The sequence below is a fragment of the Devosia sp. SD17-2 genome, from assembly GCF_029201565.1.
Taxonomy (GTDB): domain Bacteria; phylum Pseudomonadota; class Alphaproteobacteria; order Rhizobiales; family Devosiaceae; genus Devosia.
In genome coordinates, this window is record NZ_CP104002.1 from 1,436,402 (window position 1) to 1,449,867 (window position 13,466).

Annotated in this window: 13 protein-coding genes; 5 read left to right on the forward strand and 8 right to left on the reverse strand. The window is 62.9% G+C overall.

Annotated elements, in window-relative coordinates; genetic code table 11:
• Nucleotides 1-28 precede the first annotated feature (28 nt).
• The 3 genes from NYQ88_RS07025 to NYQ88_RS07035 are packed head-to-tail and all read right to left on the reverse strand — an operon-like array spanning nucleotide 29 to nucleotide 2,205.
• Complete coding sequence (locus NYQ88_RS07025) at nucleotides 29-427, reverse strand: Rid family hydrolase (RefSeq protein WP_275654237.1); 399 nt, start codon at nucleotides 425-427, stop codon at nucleotides 29-31.
• Nucleotides 428-442: 15 nt separating this feature from the next.
• Nucleotides 443-1,438 carry a GntR family transcriptional regulator gene (locus tag NYQ88_RS07030; protein ID WP_275654238.1) on the reverse strand — a complete coding sequence of 332 codons (996 nt, stop codon included), beginning with the start codon at nucleotides 1,436-1,438 and terminating at the stop codon, nucleotides 443-445.
• On the reverse strand, nucleotides 1,435-2,205 hold the full coding sequence (locus NYQ88_RS07035; RefSeq protein ID WP_275654239.1) for a glucose 1-dehydrogenase: 771 nt from the start codon (nucleotides 2,203-2,205) through the stop codon (nucleotides 1,435-1,437). The genes NYQ88_RS07030 and NYQ88_RS07035 overlap by 4 nt, the downstream gene beginning before the upstream one ends.
• Nucleotides 2,206-2,269: 64 nt before the next feature.
• Between NYQ88_RS07035 and NYQ88_RS07040 the strand changes: the two genes are divergently transcribed.
• The 4 genes from NYQ88_RS07040 to NYQ88_RS07055 are packed head-to-tail and all read left to right on the forward strand — an operon-like array spanning nucleotide 2,270 to nucleotide 5,514.
• Nucleotides 2,270-3,451: an amidohydrolase family protein gene (locus tag NYQ88_RS07040; RefSeq protein ID WP_275654240.1), complete on the forward strand. Its 1,182-nt coding sequence runs from the start codon at nucleotides 2,270-2,272 to the stop codon at nucleotides 3,449-3,451.
• Nucleotides 3,444-3,905 carry a hypothetical protein gene (locus tag NYQ88_RS07045; protein ID WP_275654241.1) on the forward strand — a complete coding sequence of 154 codons (462 nt, stop codon included), beginning with the start codon at nucleotides 3,444-3,446 and terminating at the stop codon, nucleotides 3,903-3,905. The genes NYQ88_RS07040 and NYQ88_RS07045 overlap by 8 nt, the downstream gene beginning before the upstream one ends.
• Nucleotides 3,902-4,396, forward strand: coding sequence for a hypothetical protein (locus tag NYQ88_RS07050; protein WP_275654242.1), 495 nt, complete (start codon nucleotides 3,902-3,904; stop codon nucleotides 4,394-4,396). The genes NYQ88_RS07045 and NYQ88_RS07050 overlap by 4 nt, the downstream gene beginning before the upstream one ends.
• A complete protein-coding gene (locus NYQ88_RS07055) occupies nucleotides 4,393-5,514 on the forward strand; it encodes a sialidase family protein (protein ID WP_275654243.1) in 1,122 nt (373 codons plus the stop codon). The genes NYQ88_RS07050 and NYQ88_RS07055 overlap by 4 nt, the downstream gene beginning before the upstream one ends.
• Here the strand turns inward: NYQ88_RS07055 and NYQ88_RS07060 are convergent.
• From NYQ88_RS07060 to NYQ88_RS07070, 3 genes are read right to left on the reverse strand one after another with little or no spacing between them, the layout of a single operon-like run.
• Complete coding sequence (locus NYQ88_RS07060; protein WP_275654244.1) at nucleotides 5,511-7,763, reverse strand: MFS transporter; 2,253 nt, start codon at nucleotides 7,761-7,763, stop codon at nucleotides 5,511-5,513. The genes NYQ88_RS07055 and NYQ88_RS07060 overlap by 4 nt on opposite strands.
• Before the next feature lie 9 nt (nucleotides 7,764-7,772).
• Nucleotides 7,773-8,846 (reverse strand): sialidase family protein, encoded by a 1,074-nt coding sequence (locus NYQ88_RS07065; protein ID WP_275654245.1) that lies wholly within the window; start codon nucleotides 8,844-8,846, stop codon nucleotides 7,773-7,775.
• An 8-nt stretch (nucleotides 8,847-8,854) separates the two neighbouring features.
• Nucleotides 8,855-9,658: a helix-turn-helix transcriptional regulator gene (locus NYQ88_RS07070; RefSeq protein WP_275654246.1), complete on the reverse strand. Its 804-nt coding sequence runs from the start codon at nucleotides 9,656-9,658 to the stop codon at nucleotides 8,855-8,857.
• A gap of 149 nt (nucleotides 9,659-9,807) precedes the next feature.
• On the opposite strand from NYQ88_RS07070, the gene NYQ88_RS07075 reads away from it, so the two are divergent.
• On the forward strand, nucleotides 9,808-10,584 hold the full coding sequence (locus tag NYQ88_RS07075; protein ID WP_275654247.1) for a phytanoyl-CoA dioxygenase family protein: 777 nt from the start codon (nucleotides 9,808-9,810) through the stop codon (nucleotides 10,582-10,584).
• Nucleotides 10,585-10,662: 78 nt separating this feature from the next.
• Here the strand turns inward: NYQ88_RS07075 and NYQ88_RS07080 are convergent, their stop codons facing one another.
• Together NYQ88_RS07080 and NYQ88_RS07085 are read right to left on the reverse strand one after the other, a co-directional pair.
• Nucleotides 10,663-12,159 (reverse strand): M81 family metallopeptidase, encoded by a 1,497-nt coding sequence (locus NYQ88_RS07080; protein ID WP_275654248.1) that lies wholly within the window; start codon nucleotides 12,157-12,159, stop codon nucleotides 10,663-10,665.
• Between the two features lie 18 nt (nucleotides 12,160-12,177).
• Nucleotides 12,178-13,458: an amino acid deaminase gene (locus NYQ88_RS07085; RefSeq protein ID WP_275654249.1), complete on the reverse strand. Its 1,281-nt coding sequence runs from the start codon at nucleotides 13,456-13,458 to the stop codon at nucleotides 12,178-12,180.
• Nucleotides 13,459-13,466 lie beyond the last annotated feature (8 nt).

The following is a 13,466-nucleotide window of genomic DNA, read 5'->3' on the forward strand; positions in this document are numbered from 1 at the left end:
GCTGACCCGGGCAATGACATTGGGCTGATCAGTCGCGAACGGCTTCCTGGCGGGTGGCCTTGGTATAGGCGACGCAGTCGAGTTCGAACTTGAGCTTGGTGCCGAGCACGCCATTGATGGTGCTGCGGCTCGGGCGCGGCTCGGAGAAATACTCAGGATAAATCTTGTTGTAGAGCGCGCCGTCTTCCTCGGTGGCCAGATAGGCCTTCACGTTGATGACGTTGTCGAGGGTAAGCCCAGCCGCCTCGAGAATAGCGCGCAGGTTCTCGATCGAGCGGCGCATTTCTTCTTCGAACGTGCCCGGGATGATGACGCCGGTTTCGCTGTCGACCGAGGCCTGGCCGGAAACGAACATCAGGTCGCCGGCAACGAAAGCCGGGCTGAAGGGCAGGTGCGAGCGAGCGCCTTTGTCGATGAGCTTGAGCATCAGTATGTCCTTTGGTCAGGGAATAAAGTGGGCAGGAAAAACATGGACCTCGGCAGACCCAGGGCGATCTTCCAGCTTCTCGTAGAGAAGGGGCAGGACGCTCTTGATCCAGTCGCCGCTCTCCACAACGAAGCCGGCGCGGCGTGAATCGAGGCCGAAGGGGTAAATGCGCACAGGCTTGGGCTGCCACTCGGCCATGCGGCCGTGCCAGCGACGATGCATGTAGCCGCAGATGAGATCGGGCTGGAAATCGGTGATCGTCTTCTCCAGCGCCGACAGATCGGCCTGCTCGTTTTCCTGATCGACAGTGGCGGTATGCAGCGTGTGGGCGACGTCCGAGGTTGCGCAGGCGGTGCGAAAGGCTTCGAGGCGCGCGGCCTGTTCGGAGGACACGTGGACCGTGTCAAGATAGAGCACGCGGTGTGGCTTGTCGCCGAGGTGGGCGAACATCTGCTCGAAGGCCGGCCCGTAGTCCAGGCGATAGGAATGCACGCCGGGCAGGTCGATGACCGCGTCGAGCACGCTGATCTGGCTGGTGGTCTGGGTGAGAGGGGAAATGTCCGTCTCCTCGGTCACGCCGGTCAGCACCACCATGTCGAGCCGGTCCCAGAGACTGATCGGCATCTTGTCATGGGTAAAGCTGCCCATGATGAATTCGTGGCCGTCCGAGACAACGCCGCGCTCCAGCGAAATCACCAGGAGCGTATAGAACTCATTGTCGAAAATGCCGCCGCCGACGATGTTGCGGTTATAGAAGAAGCCGACGCGGTAATGCTCTTCCGCCCAGGGGGCTTCGACCAGAAACGATCCGCGACCCACCTGGCGGCGGATGACGCCCTCCGCCTCCAGATCCTTCAACGTCTTGATGACCGTGATCAGCGAGAAGTCGCAGAACTTGGTGATCTCGTTCTGCGACTCGATCTTGTCGCCGGCCTTGAGTCCGTTGGTCTTCCAGCGGCGGAACAGGAGATCCCGCAATTGTAGATGTCGCGGTGTCAGGTCTACATTCACGGCTCAGCGCCCCAGGACATTTGATTGGCGAGAATCCCGCCATCGATGAACAGCATTTGCCCCGTGATATAGCGCGCCTCATCGGAGGCAAGAAAGACCGCAGCGCCACCAATATCATCGGGTTCTGCAATTCGACCGAGCGGGATCTGGCGCTCAAGTGAGTTTCTCACCGTGTCCGACGCGAGTGCATTGGCTGTGAGCGGCGTCCGCACGAGGCCGGGCCCGATGCCGTTGACGCGGATGCCGCGTGCGGCAAGCGTCACGGCCATGGATTTGACCAGCATCAGCACGGCGCCCTTGGAGGCGTCATAGGCGACGCTATCACGTTCAGCGGCCATGGAATTTGTCGATCCGACGCAGATAATGCTGGCGCCGGTCTGGTCTGCGGCGACGCGATTGGCAAAGGCCTGGCTGGCAAAGAGATAGGCGCGGACATTGAGCGCAAACGTGCGATCGAACATGTCCTCGGTCAACTCGCCAAAGGTCGTGTCGGCGAATGTGCCGGCATTGTTCACCAGCGTATCGAGGACGCCCCAATGGGCGTGCGCCGCCTCGATCAGTCGCTCGGCCTCGCCGGACCGCGTCAGGTCAGCCTGAACGAAGTGCACATCGGTGAGCGCCGAGAGTTCTGCGATGGCCGACCGGGCGTGTTCATCGTCGCGGTGAGAATTAAGCACCAGGCGCGCGCCGGCAGCGGCAAAGGCACGGGCCAGGCCGAGCCCGATACCGTGTGTCGAGCCAGTGATGCAGACAGTGCGCCGATCCATATTTACACCTGATAGGAACTGAGTTAACTCATTAGCATAATAACATGGTAATAAGGGTTCACCAATGGGTGTCAAGCAGAACTGGGCTGGTGGGCTGGTGGTTACGCCCACAGGTGTCGTTCGGCGCGATGTGCTGGTCGAAGGCGAACGGATCGCGGCGCTGGCAATGCCCGGCGAGGCCGTAAGTGCAGACTGGCAGCAGGTCGATGTGGCGGGCAAGCTGGTTTTTCCCGGCATGATCGACGTGCTCCAGCACGGTTTTGATCTCAACCTTTATTCCGACGCGACGCCGGACGGCGTGCCCGACTCCTCCACCAAGCTGACGGCCCGCGGCGTCACCGCCTTCCTGCCGTCCATCGGCTGCCAGCCACCGGCCCAGTTCGACAGCGTACTGTCGCGTCTGGCCGATGCCTGCGAGGCCGCAACCGGCGCCCGCGCCATCGGCATTCACTCCGAGGGGCCGTGTTTCAATTCGCCCGGCGCGCACAATCCGCAGAACCTGCAGCTGCCATCGCCGGAACTTGCCAAGCGCATGCTCGACAGCGCCAAGGGGCGTCTCGCAGCGATAACGATCGCGCCCGAGCTGCCGGGTGCCGAGGCCTTTATCAAGACGATGAAGGCCGAGGGCGTTTCGATCCATTTCGGCCACAGCCAGGCCGCGCCTGACGATGTCTCGCGCTATGTCAGCTGGGGCATCGATGCGGTCACCCATATGTATGACGTCATGCGCACCCTGCCGCCGGACAATTCGGGCGTGCATGTCTTCTCGCTGCCGGACGCACTGATGGCCGAACGGCATCTGGCGCTCGGTGTCGTGGCCGACGGCATTCATGCGCATCCAAAGCTCGTGCGCATCCTGGCGCAGCTGCCTGTCGACCGCGTCTTCCTTGAAACAGACTCGATGAAATATGCAGGCCTGCCGGGCACGGAATTCGAGTTCTATCCCGGCTATTTCGTCACTTCAGCGCCGGGCAAGGCCGTGCGGGCGCGCGATGGCGGGCTCTGCGGATCGTCTTTGACGCCGGAGGAAGGCATGCGAAACTATATCGAAATGGCCGGTGCCGATCTGGTTCAGGCCGCCCATGCGGCAAGCCTCGTGCCGGCGCGCGTGATCGGCAGGGATCGTGACATGGGCAGTATCGAAACCGGCAAGCTGGCCGATTTCGCTGTCCTCGACCCCAAGGATTTCTCTGTGCTTCAGACCGTCATCGGCGGTAGAACCCACTACAGGCGCGACCATGCATGACAGCCACGAAAAGCCGCTTCGTTATCAGGAGGACGGCAATGTCCATCTCGATTTTCATGGGGCGGTGAACACCACCATCGATTTCATCGTCGAGCGCTATGGCGTCGAGGTGCTGCACCAGATTTTCGAGAAGATGGGCAAGGATGTCTATGTCGACATCCGCCAGCACATGCTCGATGGCGACGCCAATGAGCTGGTCAAGCACTGGCGCTATTTCTTCGAGCGCGAGAATGCGGATTTCGACATCGCCGTGGGCGACGACGAGATCGTTCTGACGGTCCGCCATTGCACGGCCTATCACCACGTAGCCAAGATCGCGCCTTCGGTTTCGGCCCATTTCTGCGACCAGACCATCAAGGTCAATGAAGCCATTGCCGACGGCAGCCCTTATCGGGTCGACACGGAAATCACGGGACCGGGCGCCTGCCGCCAGGTCATCAGGAGGCGCGCATGATCCCCAGCGACCATTTTACCCGCTTCTACAACGAGGTTTTCAAGTTCCTCGAGAGCAAGGGCGAGGAAGATCTCGAGCTCTACTGGCTGGCGATCTCGAAAAACCAGGAGCGCCACATTCTCGAGCTGATCGAGACCAAGGGCCTTCAGGGCATGTATGAATACTGGTCGGTGATCGACGAGGAAGAAAACTGCGACATGGATATCATCGTCGATGATGACCATTTGGCGTTGCGGATGAATGAGTGCCCGAGCCTGAGCAAGGTGCAGGACAATGATGCCGCCCCCATGGGCCGCTATTGTGACCATTGCGCCGGCTGGATCGGCCCGATCATGGACAAGACCGGCTATCACATGGTGTACGACGTGATCAGCCGCACCGAGCCGCGTTGCTCCATGAAGATTTTCAAGGACGAGGCGAAGGCCCGCGAGGCCGAAAAGTCGGCGCAATTGCTGATGGGTTGGCCCGGTCGCGAGCAGCACCGGTCATGAACATCGTTTCATCGGGCGTGCTCTGGGCCGGCGAGGCCGGGACAGCGCGCGCCTGCTATACCTTCCCCAGCCTTGTCGAGCTGGCGAGCGGCAGGCGCATCGCCACGTGCCGCCACGGCTCCGGCAAGGATGGGGATGACGACGCGCTCGCCGTTCTCGTCGATCATGGCGACGGGCAAGGCTGGGTCTCCCACCCCGGCTTTCCGCCGCCGCCCGACCTCGACGGGGTCAAGGGCACGCTGAAGATCGCCTATCTCACCGAGATCCGGCCCGGTGTGGTGATTGCCGCCGCAATGTGGATCGATCGCACGAGTTTCCCCGGCCAGCCGCTCTTTAATGCGGAAACGGAAGGGTGCCTGCCCATGGCGATCTTCCTCAGCCGCTCGGATGATGATGGCGAGAGCTGGAGCGACTGGTGGCATGTTCCGCTGCCGGACGACATCGGGCCGCCGAGCCTCACCTCGCCACTACTTTTGCTTGCCGATGGTCGTTTGGCCATGAGCATCGAGACCAACAAGACCTATCTCGATACCGGCAAATGGGACCAGAAGGCAGTTCTGCTGTTCTCGTCAGACGAGGGGAAGAGCTGGTCCCAGCCCATTACCTCGGCCTACGACCCATCAAATCAGATTTTCAATTGGGATCTGCGCGTCGGCGCTGCGCCCGATGGACGGCTCGTGAGCTTTGCCTGGACCTTTGATCGGGCTGCTGGCGAATATCGCAATATCCATCGCCGCGTCAGCGCCGATGGGGGAGAGACGTGGTCCGCCCCAGAGGATCTGGGCTTTGCCGATCAGGCCGCTCGGCCCGCAATTCTCCCCGATGGTCGGGTGGTTCTCGCCTATGTCGACCGGTTCGGGACCTGTTCGATCCGCGCGCGCCTTGCCGAGAACATCGACGCGCCGTTTCGGGAAGAGACCGAGGTCGTGCTGCACAACCAGGCTGACCTCGCACGGGCCGAAACCAGCGCGTCGCTGGGCGATGCGCTGGCCGATATGGAGATGTGGAGCTTTGGGCTCCCCACCGCCACCGTGCTCAATGATGGCACGGTGATGGTGCTATATTACGCCGGCGTCTCCGACCGCATGGATATCCGCTGGGCGCTGCTGGCCCCTTAGCCGGCAGGCCGAAGGGCCTGCCGCGCTGCTACCGCCAGCAGGATCATCAACGCTGGGTGGGCATTGTCCAGCCCGGCGGTCCCATCGATGAGCGCGACCACCAGCGGCGCGTTGGCATGGCCCGATTTCAGGAGATCGGTGCGCAACGCCCGGATGGCCGCGAGGCTGTCCGGCGTTGGGCCACTGCCCAGTTCTGCGGCCGCCGCTTCCAATGCCGATCGGCGAGCGCGTCTTCCGCTATCATTGCCGTCGAGCGTCTGGGCCAGCTTGGTCAGCAGACCCGGCAGGCAATAGCCGGGCATGCGCTGCTCGGTGCGCCAGTTGCGGGCGAACTTCTCTTCCACGCCGAGGATTTTCGAGATGGCCAGCAACACCACCTTGCTCCTAGGCTCGCTGGCCATGTTGGCGTCGGCCGCATGGTCGCAATAGGTCGAGATCAACGCATCGACGCTCTGTCGGTCGCCATATTTCCCGAGGGCCGAAGCGGCGGCGAGCCGGCAGTCAATGTCGGCATCGCCGGTCAGCATGGAGCGCAAGACTGGCAGATAGGTCGCATCGCGGATATCGCCGAGAGAGCGTGCCGCGCGGCTGCGCAGCAGCGGATTGTCATGGCTCAGGAAGGTGGCGACCTTGGCTGCACTGGTCCGCGAGCGGACCTGGCCCAGTGAGTCGAGCGCGGCGTATTGCAGCTCGATCAGCCCTTCATAGTCGAGCGTGGCTTCGAGCGCGCTGATCGCCTTGGCGGTCGGGGGCAGGCGGCCGAGCGCCCTGATCGCTTCGTGACGCACATCGAAACTGGGGTCGGACAGTGCAGAGATGAGTTCGTCCTTGGCCAGCGTGCTGCCGGCCCCGCCGAAATGATAGGCGAGGTCGCGCCGGCGCTGTTCGGAGGTCGAACTCGCCGACTGCTGGATGCCCCAGAGCGCGCGCAGGGGGTTGCCTGTTGAAAACTGTCCGAGGAAATCGCGCACCCCGGTGCCGCCTTCTTCCTTGAGCTGGGCAAAGACGACGGCGGAGCTGATGGTGAGGAGGGCGCCAACTACGAACAGCACCTCATAGCCGCCGAAGTGGGCCAGTCCGATGGAGAAACTGTTGAACTCGAAATACTGAACCAGCACGCCCGCGAGGACCGTCAGGCCGCCGCCGAATATGCCGTCACTGCTATAGGCGAGGGCCATATAGCTTTCGCGCTCATTGGGCGGCACATAGTTCAGCATGTAGACATTGCCGGCCATCATCGCGCCCTGAACGAGGAAGCCGAACAGGAAGAAGACGAGGCCAACCAGCATTTCGACTGCCGGCAGGCCGGCATGGATGAAGGGCAGGCCGAGAACGAGGCCGATCTGCAGGGTTTGCAGCGTGACGCGGATGCCCCGCGTTCCGTGGCGGTCGATGAACCAGCCCGCCGCATAGCTGCCAACTGCGGAGCCGACGTGGATCAGGGATGCCATGAGCACGATCTGGCCGCTGGAAATCCCCAGTCGTTCGCGGAAGAACAGCAGCATGAAGACATTGAGCGCGGAAAAGACCAGGAACTGGCTGCCGGTCGAATAGAGGAAGGCGAGGAAATTCTTGTCGCGTAGGGGCGTGCGGAGCTGGGATAGGGATTTTGACCAATTGCCGGCGGCCGGTCGCGGCTTTCCTCCCGGCATGCCGAAGAGGCACAGCGCCCCGGCAATCCCAGCGATAATGCCGAAGATAAAGACAGGGTAGAAGCGTTCCAGCCCCTCCTGGCTGTCGAGCCACCGCTGGATGACGAAAGACCCGACCAGAGCGATCGGCAGATAGGCGAGGGCGATATTGCCGTTGATCCGCCCGCGCACGAGGCGCGGCAGGAACTCCTGCGACCAGGGGGTAGCCGCCGCTTCCGAGAGCGTTCGGCCGACGGCGTAAAAGACCACCGAGAGAAAGATCAGCAGGAAGGCAATATCGGGCTGATCGAGGAACATCGGCGCGGCAAGGATCGGCAGCAGGAAGAGGTAGCGCGCGATAAGCGCCAGGGCCGCCACCCGCTTGGTGCCGAAGTGGAGGATCACCGGCAGGCTGGCAATCCCCAGCACCTGGAAGAAGGGCAGGATGCCGCCGATGAGCCCGATGCGGTCCTTGTCGATGCCAAGCTCGGCGGCATAGAGCACCAGCGGCGCTCCCACGCCGCAGAGCACGGCCGTCGCCGTCAGGACGAAATAGCCATAGTAAAACGGCAGGCGGCGCAGCTTGGCGTAGTCGGTCAACTCGGACGCAGGGGTCACTTCAGAGCCTCAGAGCCGTATGCGGAAGGTTTTGATGATGTGCTGGCCGGCTTCGACCATCCAGCAGCAGCCGAGATACTCATCATCGCCGAGCGCCAGCAGACTGGGCTGGCCGAAACGCAGATTGACGAAGGGGGCAAAGGCAATGTCCCCCTCCTGGCCGAGGCGCTCGTCGGCAAAAAGCGGCAGCGCGTCCAGCCGTTCGAGGCCTTTGTTGCTAAGACGCGAGCGATAGACGTTGAGGCCCACCGGGCTCTCACGATGGGCGTGAATGGTCAGCATCTCGTCATGCGAGAGGGCAAGACCGCCCGAGGCTTGGGCGGCGATATCGGTCTCGAAAGTTTCAAAGGTGACGCCGCCGTCTTCGGAGAGCGCGAAGTGGTTGTTGCGGTTCTTGCCAGCCGCGAGATCATGGGCCCAGAACAGAGCCCCGACACGGTCGCCGCCAAAGTCGATCAGCCGACTTTCCCAGGTTGCGATATTTCCATTCTCGGACCGGAAGAAGACGGATTTTTTCTGCCAGCTCTGGCCGCCATCCGTGCTGGAAATGATCCAGCCTTCCTGTTCATTGGGGCTCAGGGTGAACGGGGGCGCAACGCCCAATATCTCGCCAGAGGCGCGCTGGATGCAGGGACCCGACAATTCGAGGCCGACATTTTCGACGATGAAGCGCTCGGGCCGGGTCCAGCTGTGGCCGCCGTCGGTAGAGCGGGAAATCTTGTTGTGCAGCGGCAGGAGCGTTCCGTCATCGGCGACGATCGGATCGAGCATGGACGGCCGAATGAAGACATAGCCGGTCGCCAGAACCGTGCCATCCGCCAGTTGCAGCGGCTTGAAGCTTTCGGACTCCATCGGCTCGAGCACGCTGTCGTGGAGAAGTGTCGGCGCACTCCAGGTCACGCCATTGTCGGTGCTGCGGCTGACATGGGCGCGCATGTCGGCAGCGTCAAAGGCCTGGCCGATGGAGAAGATGGCCAGGATGTCGCCATTGGCGAGGCGGGCAAGACCCGGAAACACCCCCTGGCGGCTGACCAGCAGCGGATCAGGATTGGCATAGAGCGTGACGGCTTGGACAAGCTGCATGAAAATACTCAGGCGAAGGGATTGGAACGATGACGGAATTCGCCGGGCGTGCAGCCACGGCTCTTGTGAAAGGCGGCGATCAGGGTTTCGGCATGGCCGTAGCCGACGTGGCGGGCGATCTCATCCATGCTGAAGCGCGTGGTGGTGAGCAGGTCTTCGGCCTTGCGGAGGCGCATTTCGCGCAAATGTCCGCCGGCAGAGGTCGTGTGCTGGCGGCGGTGGCGTGCGCGCAGGGCGCTTTCCTGCACGCCCATCAGGGCAGCGACGTCGCTGAGCGTGCGCATCTTGGCGAGGGCCTTTTCGGCCTGCACCCAGGCCAGGGCCAACCGCGTGTCGTCCACCTCTCCCTCGGGCGAGGCAGACGAGGAGGGCAAGGCAAAGCAATCGAGAATGGCAGAGAGCAGCCGCTGGCGGCGGGGCAGGTCAGCGTCGTCGCGGCGTCGGGCGAGATCAAGACTGAGCCGCAACATGGCCTGGATATGGAGGGCCTCGCCGTGCCGCGGCAGGCAGTGGCCGGGGCCTGCCATGTCCAGCTCAGGAGCGCCCGGCCAGTCGAAATGGCATATCGAGGCGGTGGCATAGCCGCCGATGGCGGCCCCTTCAAAGGGCGTGTCGGGCAGGATGAGGATGCCATTGGGGGCGGTCAGCGTGATCGGATCGGCGTCCGACACGGCCAGTTTCACCGCGCCCTCATGGATCCAGAGCAGGTCATGAAAGTCCCAGCGTGCGGGGCCGCTCGGCATGCGCCGGTCGAACCGTCCGAGGCGGTGCTCCCTGATCTCGATGGCGGCATGGGCGGCGGAACTGTTCATGATCGCACTGCACCATGACGGCGCAGGCGGCGCCATTGATTGTCTTGGGTGGCAATCGGAAATCCTAGTCGGCAGCCGTACGTCTCCACAGACGCGCGGCCGCGGCTGGTTTTTGATGGGCGGCGAGACACGCCCCGAGGAGAACCGCCATGTCCCAAGCCATGCAGACGCCGCTGACCAGCCTGAAAGAGGATTTCGACCGAGACGGCTTCATCGCCATCAAGCCGTTGTTCGACGCGGCCAAGATGGCCGAGATCAACCGCGAGTTCGACCGCTATGTCGAAGCCTGCGTGCCGCAGATGAAGGACACGGAAGTGTTCTATGAGGAGAAGGGGGCCAAGGGCAGTCTCAAGCAGATGCAGAACATGCAGCACTATGACGACTATTTCCGCTCTTTGCTGGAAACAGACGTCGTGCGCGAGCTGGCCGAAACCATGCTGGGCGAACGCGCCCGCGCGGTGAACCTTGAATATTTCAACAAGCCTGCCGGCATCGGCAAGCCGACCCCGCCGCATCAGGACGGCTATTACTTCCACTTCAACCCGCCCGCCGCCGTCACCGGCTGGCTGGCGCTGGAGCGCGTGGACGAGGAAAACGGCTGCATCCACTATGTCCGTGGTTCGCACAAGATCGAGGGCTATCGCCCTCATGGCCGGTCGCAGATCCTCGGCTTTTCGCAGGGCATCACCGATTTTGGCACCGAGGATGACAAGGCCAATACCGCTGCTTTCCCGGGCGAGGCCGGCACCTTCCTCATGCACCACTCCAAGACCATTCACTGGGCTGGGCCGAACACCTCGCCGACCCGGGCGCGCCGGGCGCTGGGCTTTGTCTATTTCGGCGAGAGCGCCAAGGTGGATGAAGAGGCGCGGGCCGCCTACCAGGCCAAGCTTCAGGCCGAAATGCGCGCTGCCAACCAGATCTGATGACAAAAGGTGGAGCCCCGAGGGGCTCCACCTGATTTCTCGCCGATTGGTCGAAGAGACGGCCATTGTCCGGATTTCTCAGGTCAGTGAAATAACCTTGTCGCCCAGCTTGGTGTAGGGCAGGCGCTTGAGATTGGACGTGCAGAGGCCGGGCGTGTCGACATAAAAGCTGGCGCGCTGGATATCGTCATAGGCGGCACGGTGCGAAACGGCGGCCTTGATGACGACATAGGTAGCGTCTTCCGGCCGTAGCCCCTGCGAGTGATACTGCCCCAGATCCATGGGCGCAGTCTTGCGCTCGGACAGCAGGATTTTCGCCTGATCGTTGACCAGCACGGCGCAGCGGCCCATGCGGATCGTGGTGCCGCCCATCGAGGCCATGTGCGACTTTGGATTTTCGAGCTGGAACACGCCGTCGCTGAGGTGCTCGATCTTGCCGGTGAAGCGGATGGGCGTGCCGTGGTGCTCGTCGGTCTTGGCGCCGATCTCGAGGGTGATTTCTGCGCCGAGGCCTGCTTCAAAGCAGGCCGCAACCGCCTCCTTGTCAGCCAGCGCGGCGAGGATGTTCTTGCGGCCGGTCTCGAGCAGCGGGCCGAGCAGGCCAGTCGCGTCGCCGGGCGTGCCGCCGCCGATATTGTCCGAGGCTTCGATGAGGAGGATCGGGCCCGAACCGGGCGGCAGGGCGTCTGCCTTGGCCAGCGCGGTTTGCAGATCATCTTCGCTCGGATAGCCGGCCTCGATATTTGCTTCGAGCACGCCAACCAGTGCATCGAGATGCTCGTTTGCTGCCTCTACTGTGCCGCGTGTGACAAGGCTCAGGCTGAAGCCGCAAATGGCAATGTCGGAGTAGGCGTAGCCCGCCATGACATTGATATTGAGGATGTCCGGATCGCTGGCCTCGATGGCGCGGGCGGCGGCGAGCACGCTCTTCATCGGTTCGTTGGCCGAACCGACGCCGGTGGGCGAGATGACATATTTGGTGGCGCGATGGACCTGACGGATGCCGGGCTCGCCCAGCGCAATGTCTAGCAAGGCGGCGGCTTCCACGGCCGATTCCAGCGCATCGGTGTGCGGGTTTTCGCGATAGGCGCGCACGACGGTGGAGAGTTTCACCATCTCGTCGGAGATGTTCCCATGCAGGTCAAGCACTGCGCCGATCGGCAGGTCCGGGCGGCCAAGCGCCTTGAGACGCTCGCGCGTCTTGCGCATGATCAGGCCTTCGACGTCGTCGGAGCTCTCGCTGACCATGGCGCCGTGCAGGACAAGAAAAATGCCGTCGATTTCTTGAACGTGGCGGTCGAGCCCGGCGAGGTAATGCTCGAAGAACATCTCCACCACGTCGTCGGTCACCTTGCCGGCCGGCTGGGCAGCCATCTGAATGGTCGGGATGATCCGCCAGCCGGCCTTTTCGGCATAGTCGATGAAGCCGGCACTGGGCGAGCCATTGCCGCGGTTCCTGTCGATGGCGGCCTCGCCGATATGGATGCCGCCCTCCTCGAACTGGGGCATGCCCGTCTTCTGCGCGAGGAAAGTGTGGGTCTCGTGATAGAGGCCGCCAAACAGGATAGTGGTCATGGCTCGTGCGCCTTGGGTCTAGAAGAAAGTGAGGACGCCATCGATGACGGTGTAATTGTCATCGACGATGGGCAGGAACCGCCATTTGTCGAAGGCGGTGCAGGGATGGGAAATGCCGGAGGCAATCATGTCGCCCACCTGCCAGTCGGCATCGGCGCCGATCCGCACAAAGGCGTGCTGGTCATTGGTGGCGAACACCTCGGCCGTACCGACGGGCAGGAAGCCGACGCCCGGGCGATAGCGCTTGAACGGCACGGGCAGGTGCCCGTCATAGGGAATGTCGCGCTTGCCCATGGTGAGGAAAGCCAGGCCCGGCTCGGGCAGGGACTGGACATAGGCCCAGGCTTCGAGCGCCGGTTCGAGATCGGATTTCCAGGAGCGGCGTGGATCAGCCTTGGCCTCGTCCTGCGCGAACTTGTAGGAGCCGGAGTCATTGGTGACATAGCATCCCGAGCGCAGCAGCACCCGCACCGGAATGGGCAGTTCGAGCGTGCTGAACTGGTCGGCGACAATGTCGAAATAGGACGAGCCGCCGCCGGACAGCACGAACTCATCAAGCCCGGCATAAAGGCTTGCCGGAAGGGCGCGGGCAATCTCGACGATGTTGCGGGCAAAGCCCTCGATCAGCATCGGGTCCTTGTCGATGCCGGGAACCACGCCCTCGAAGGTCGCCATACCGGCGAAGCGGACAAGGCTTGCGTCCACGCCGGCCAGCTTCTCGGCGAGCGCAAGCGCCTCGTCCTTGTCGCGCAGGCCCGTGCGGCCACCCTTGGCGCCGATCTCGAGCAGCACTTTGACCGGGCGGGCCGGCTTATGCGGCGCCAGATGGAGCAGCATGTTGTCGAGCTGGGCCGCCGAGTCGAGGAAGGTGTAGAAATCGAATTCCGGATCGGCATTGAGCAGGGCGGCAATGCCGGCCAGATGCGCTTTGCCGATCAGCTGGTTGGCGAGCACGACGCGCTTGACGCCGTAGTGGTGCATCACCTGCACCTGGTTGACCGTCGCAGCGGTCATGCCCCAGGCGCCATTGCCCAGCTGTTCGGCAAAGATATGCGGGCTCATCGTGGTCTTGCCATGAGGGGCAAGCGACAGGCCGTGGCTGGTGAGGTATTGGTTGAATACCTCGGCATTGTGGTCGAGCGCGCTGCGCCGGAGCAGCATCAGCGGCATGGGCAGATCCTCTGCGAGGACGTTCCAGCCCTTCTTGCCGATATCGGCAAGGGGGAAGGGCGCCGCCGTGGCGGGAATGCCCTTGGTGCGTCCGTCGAGTTCTGTCTGGTTCAGCGCGTCGAGATTCATGTTTCGCT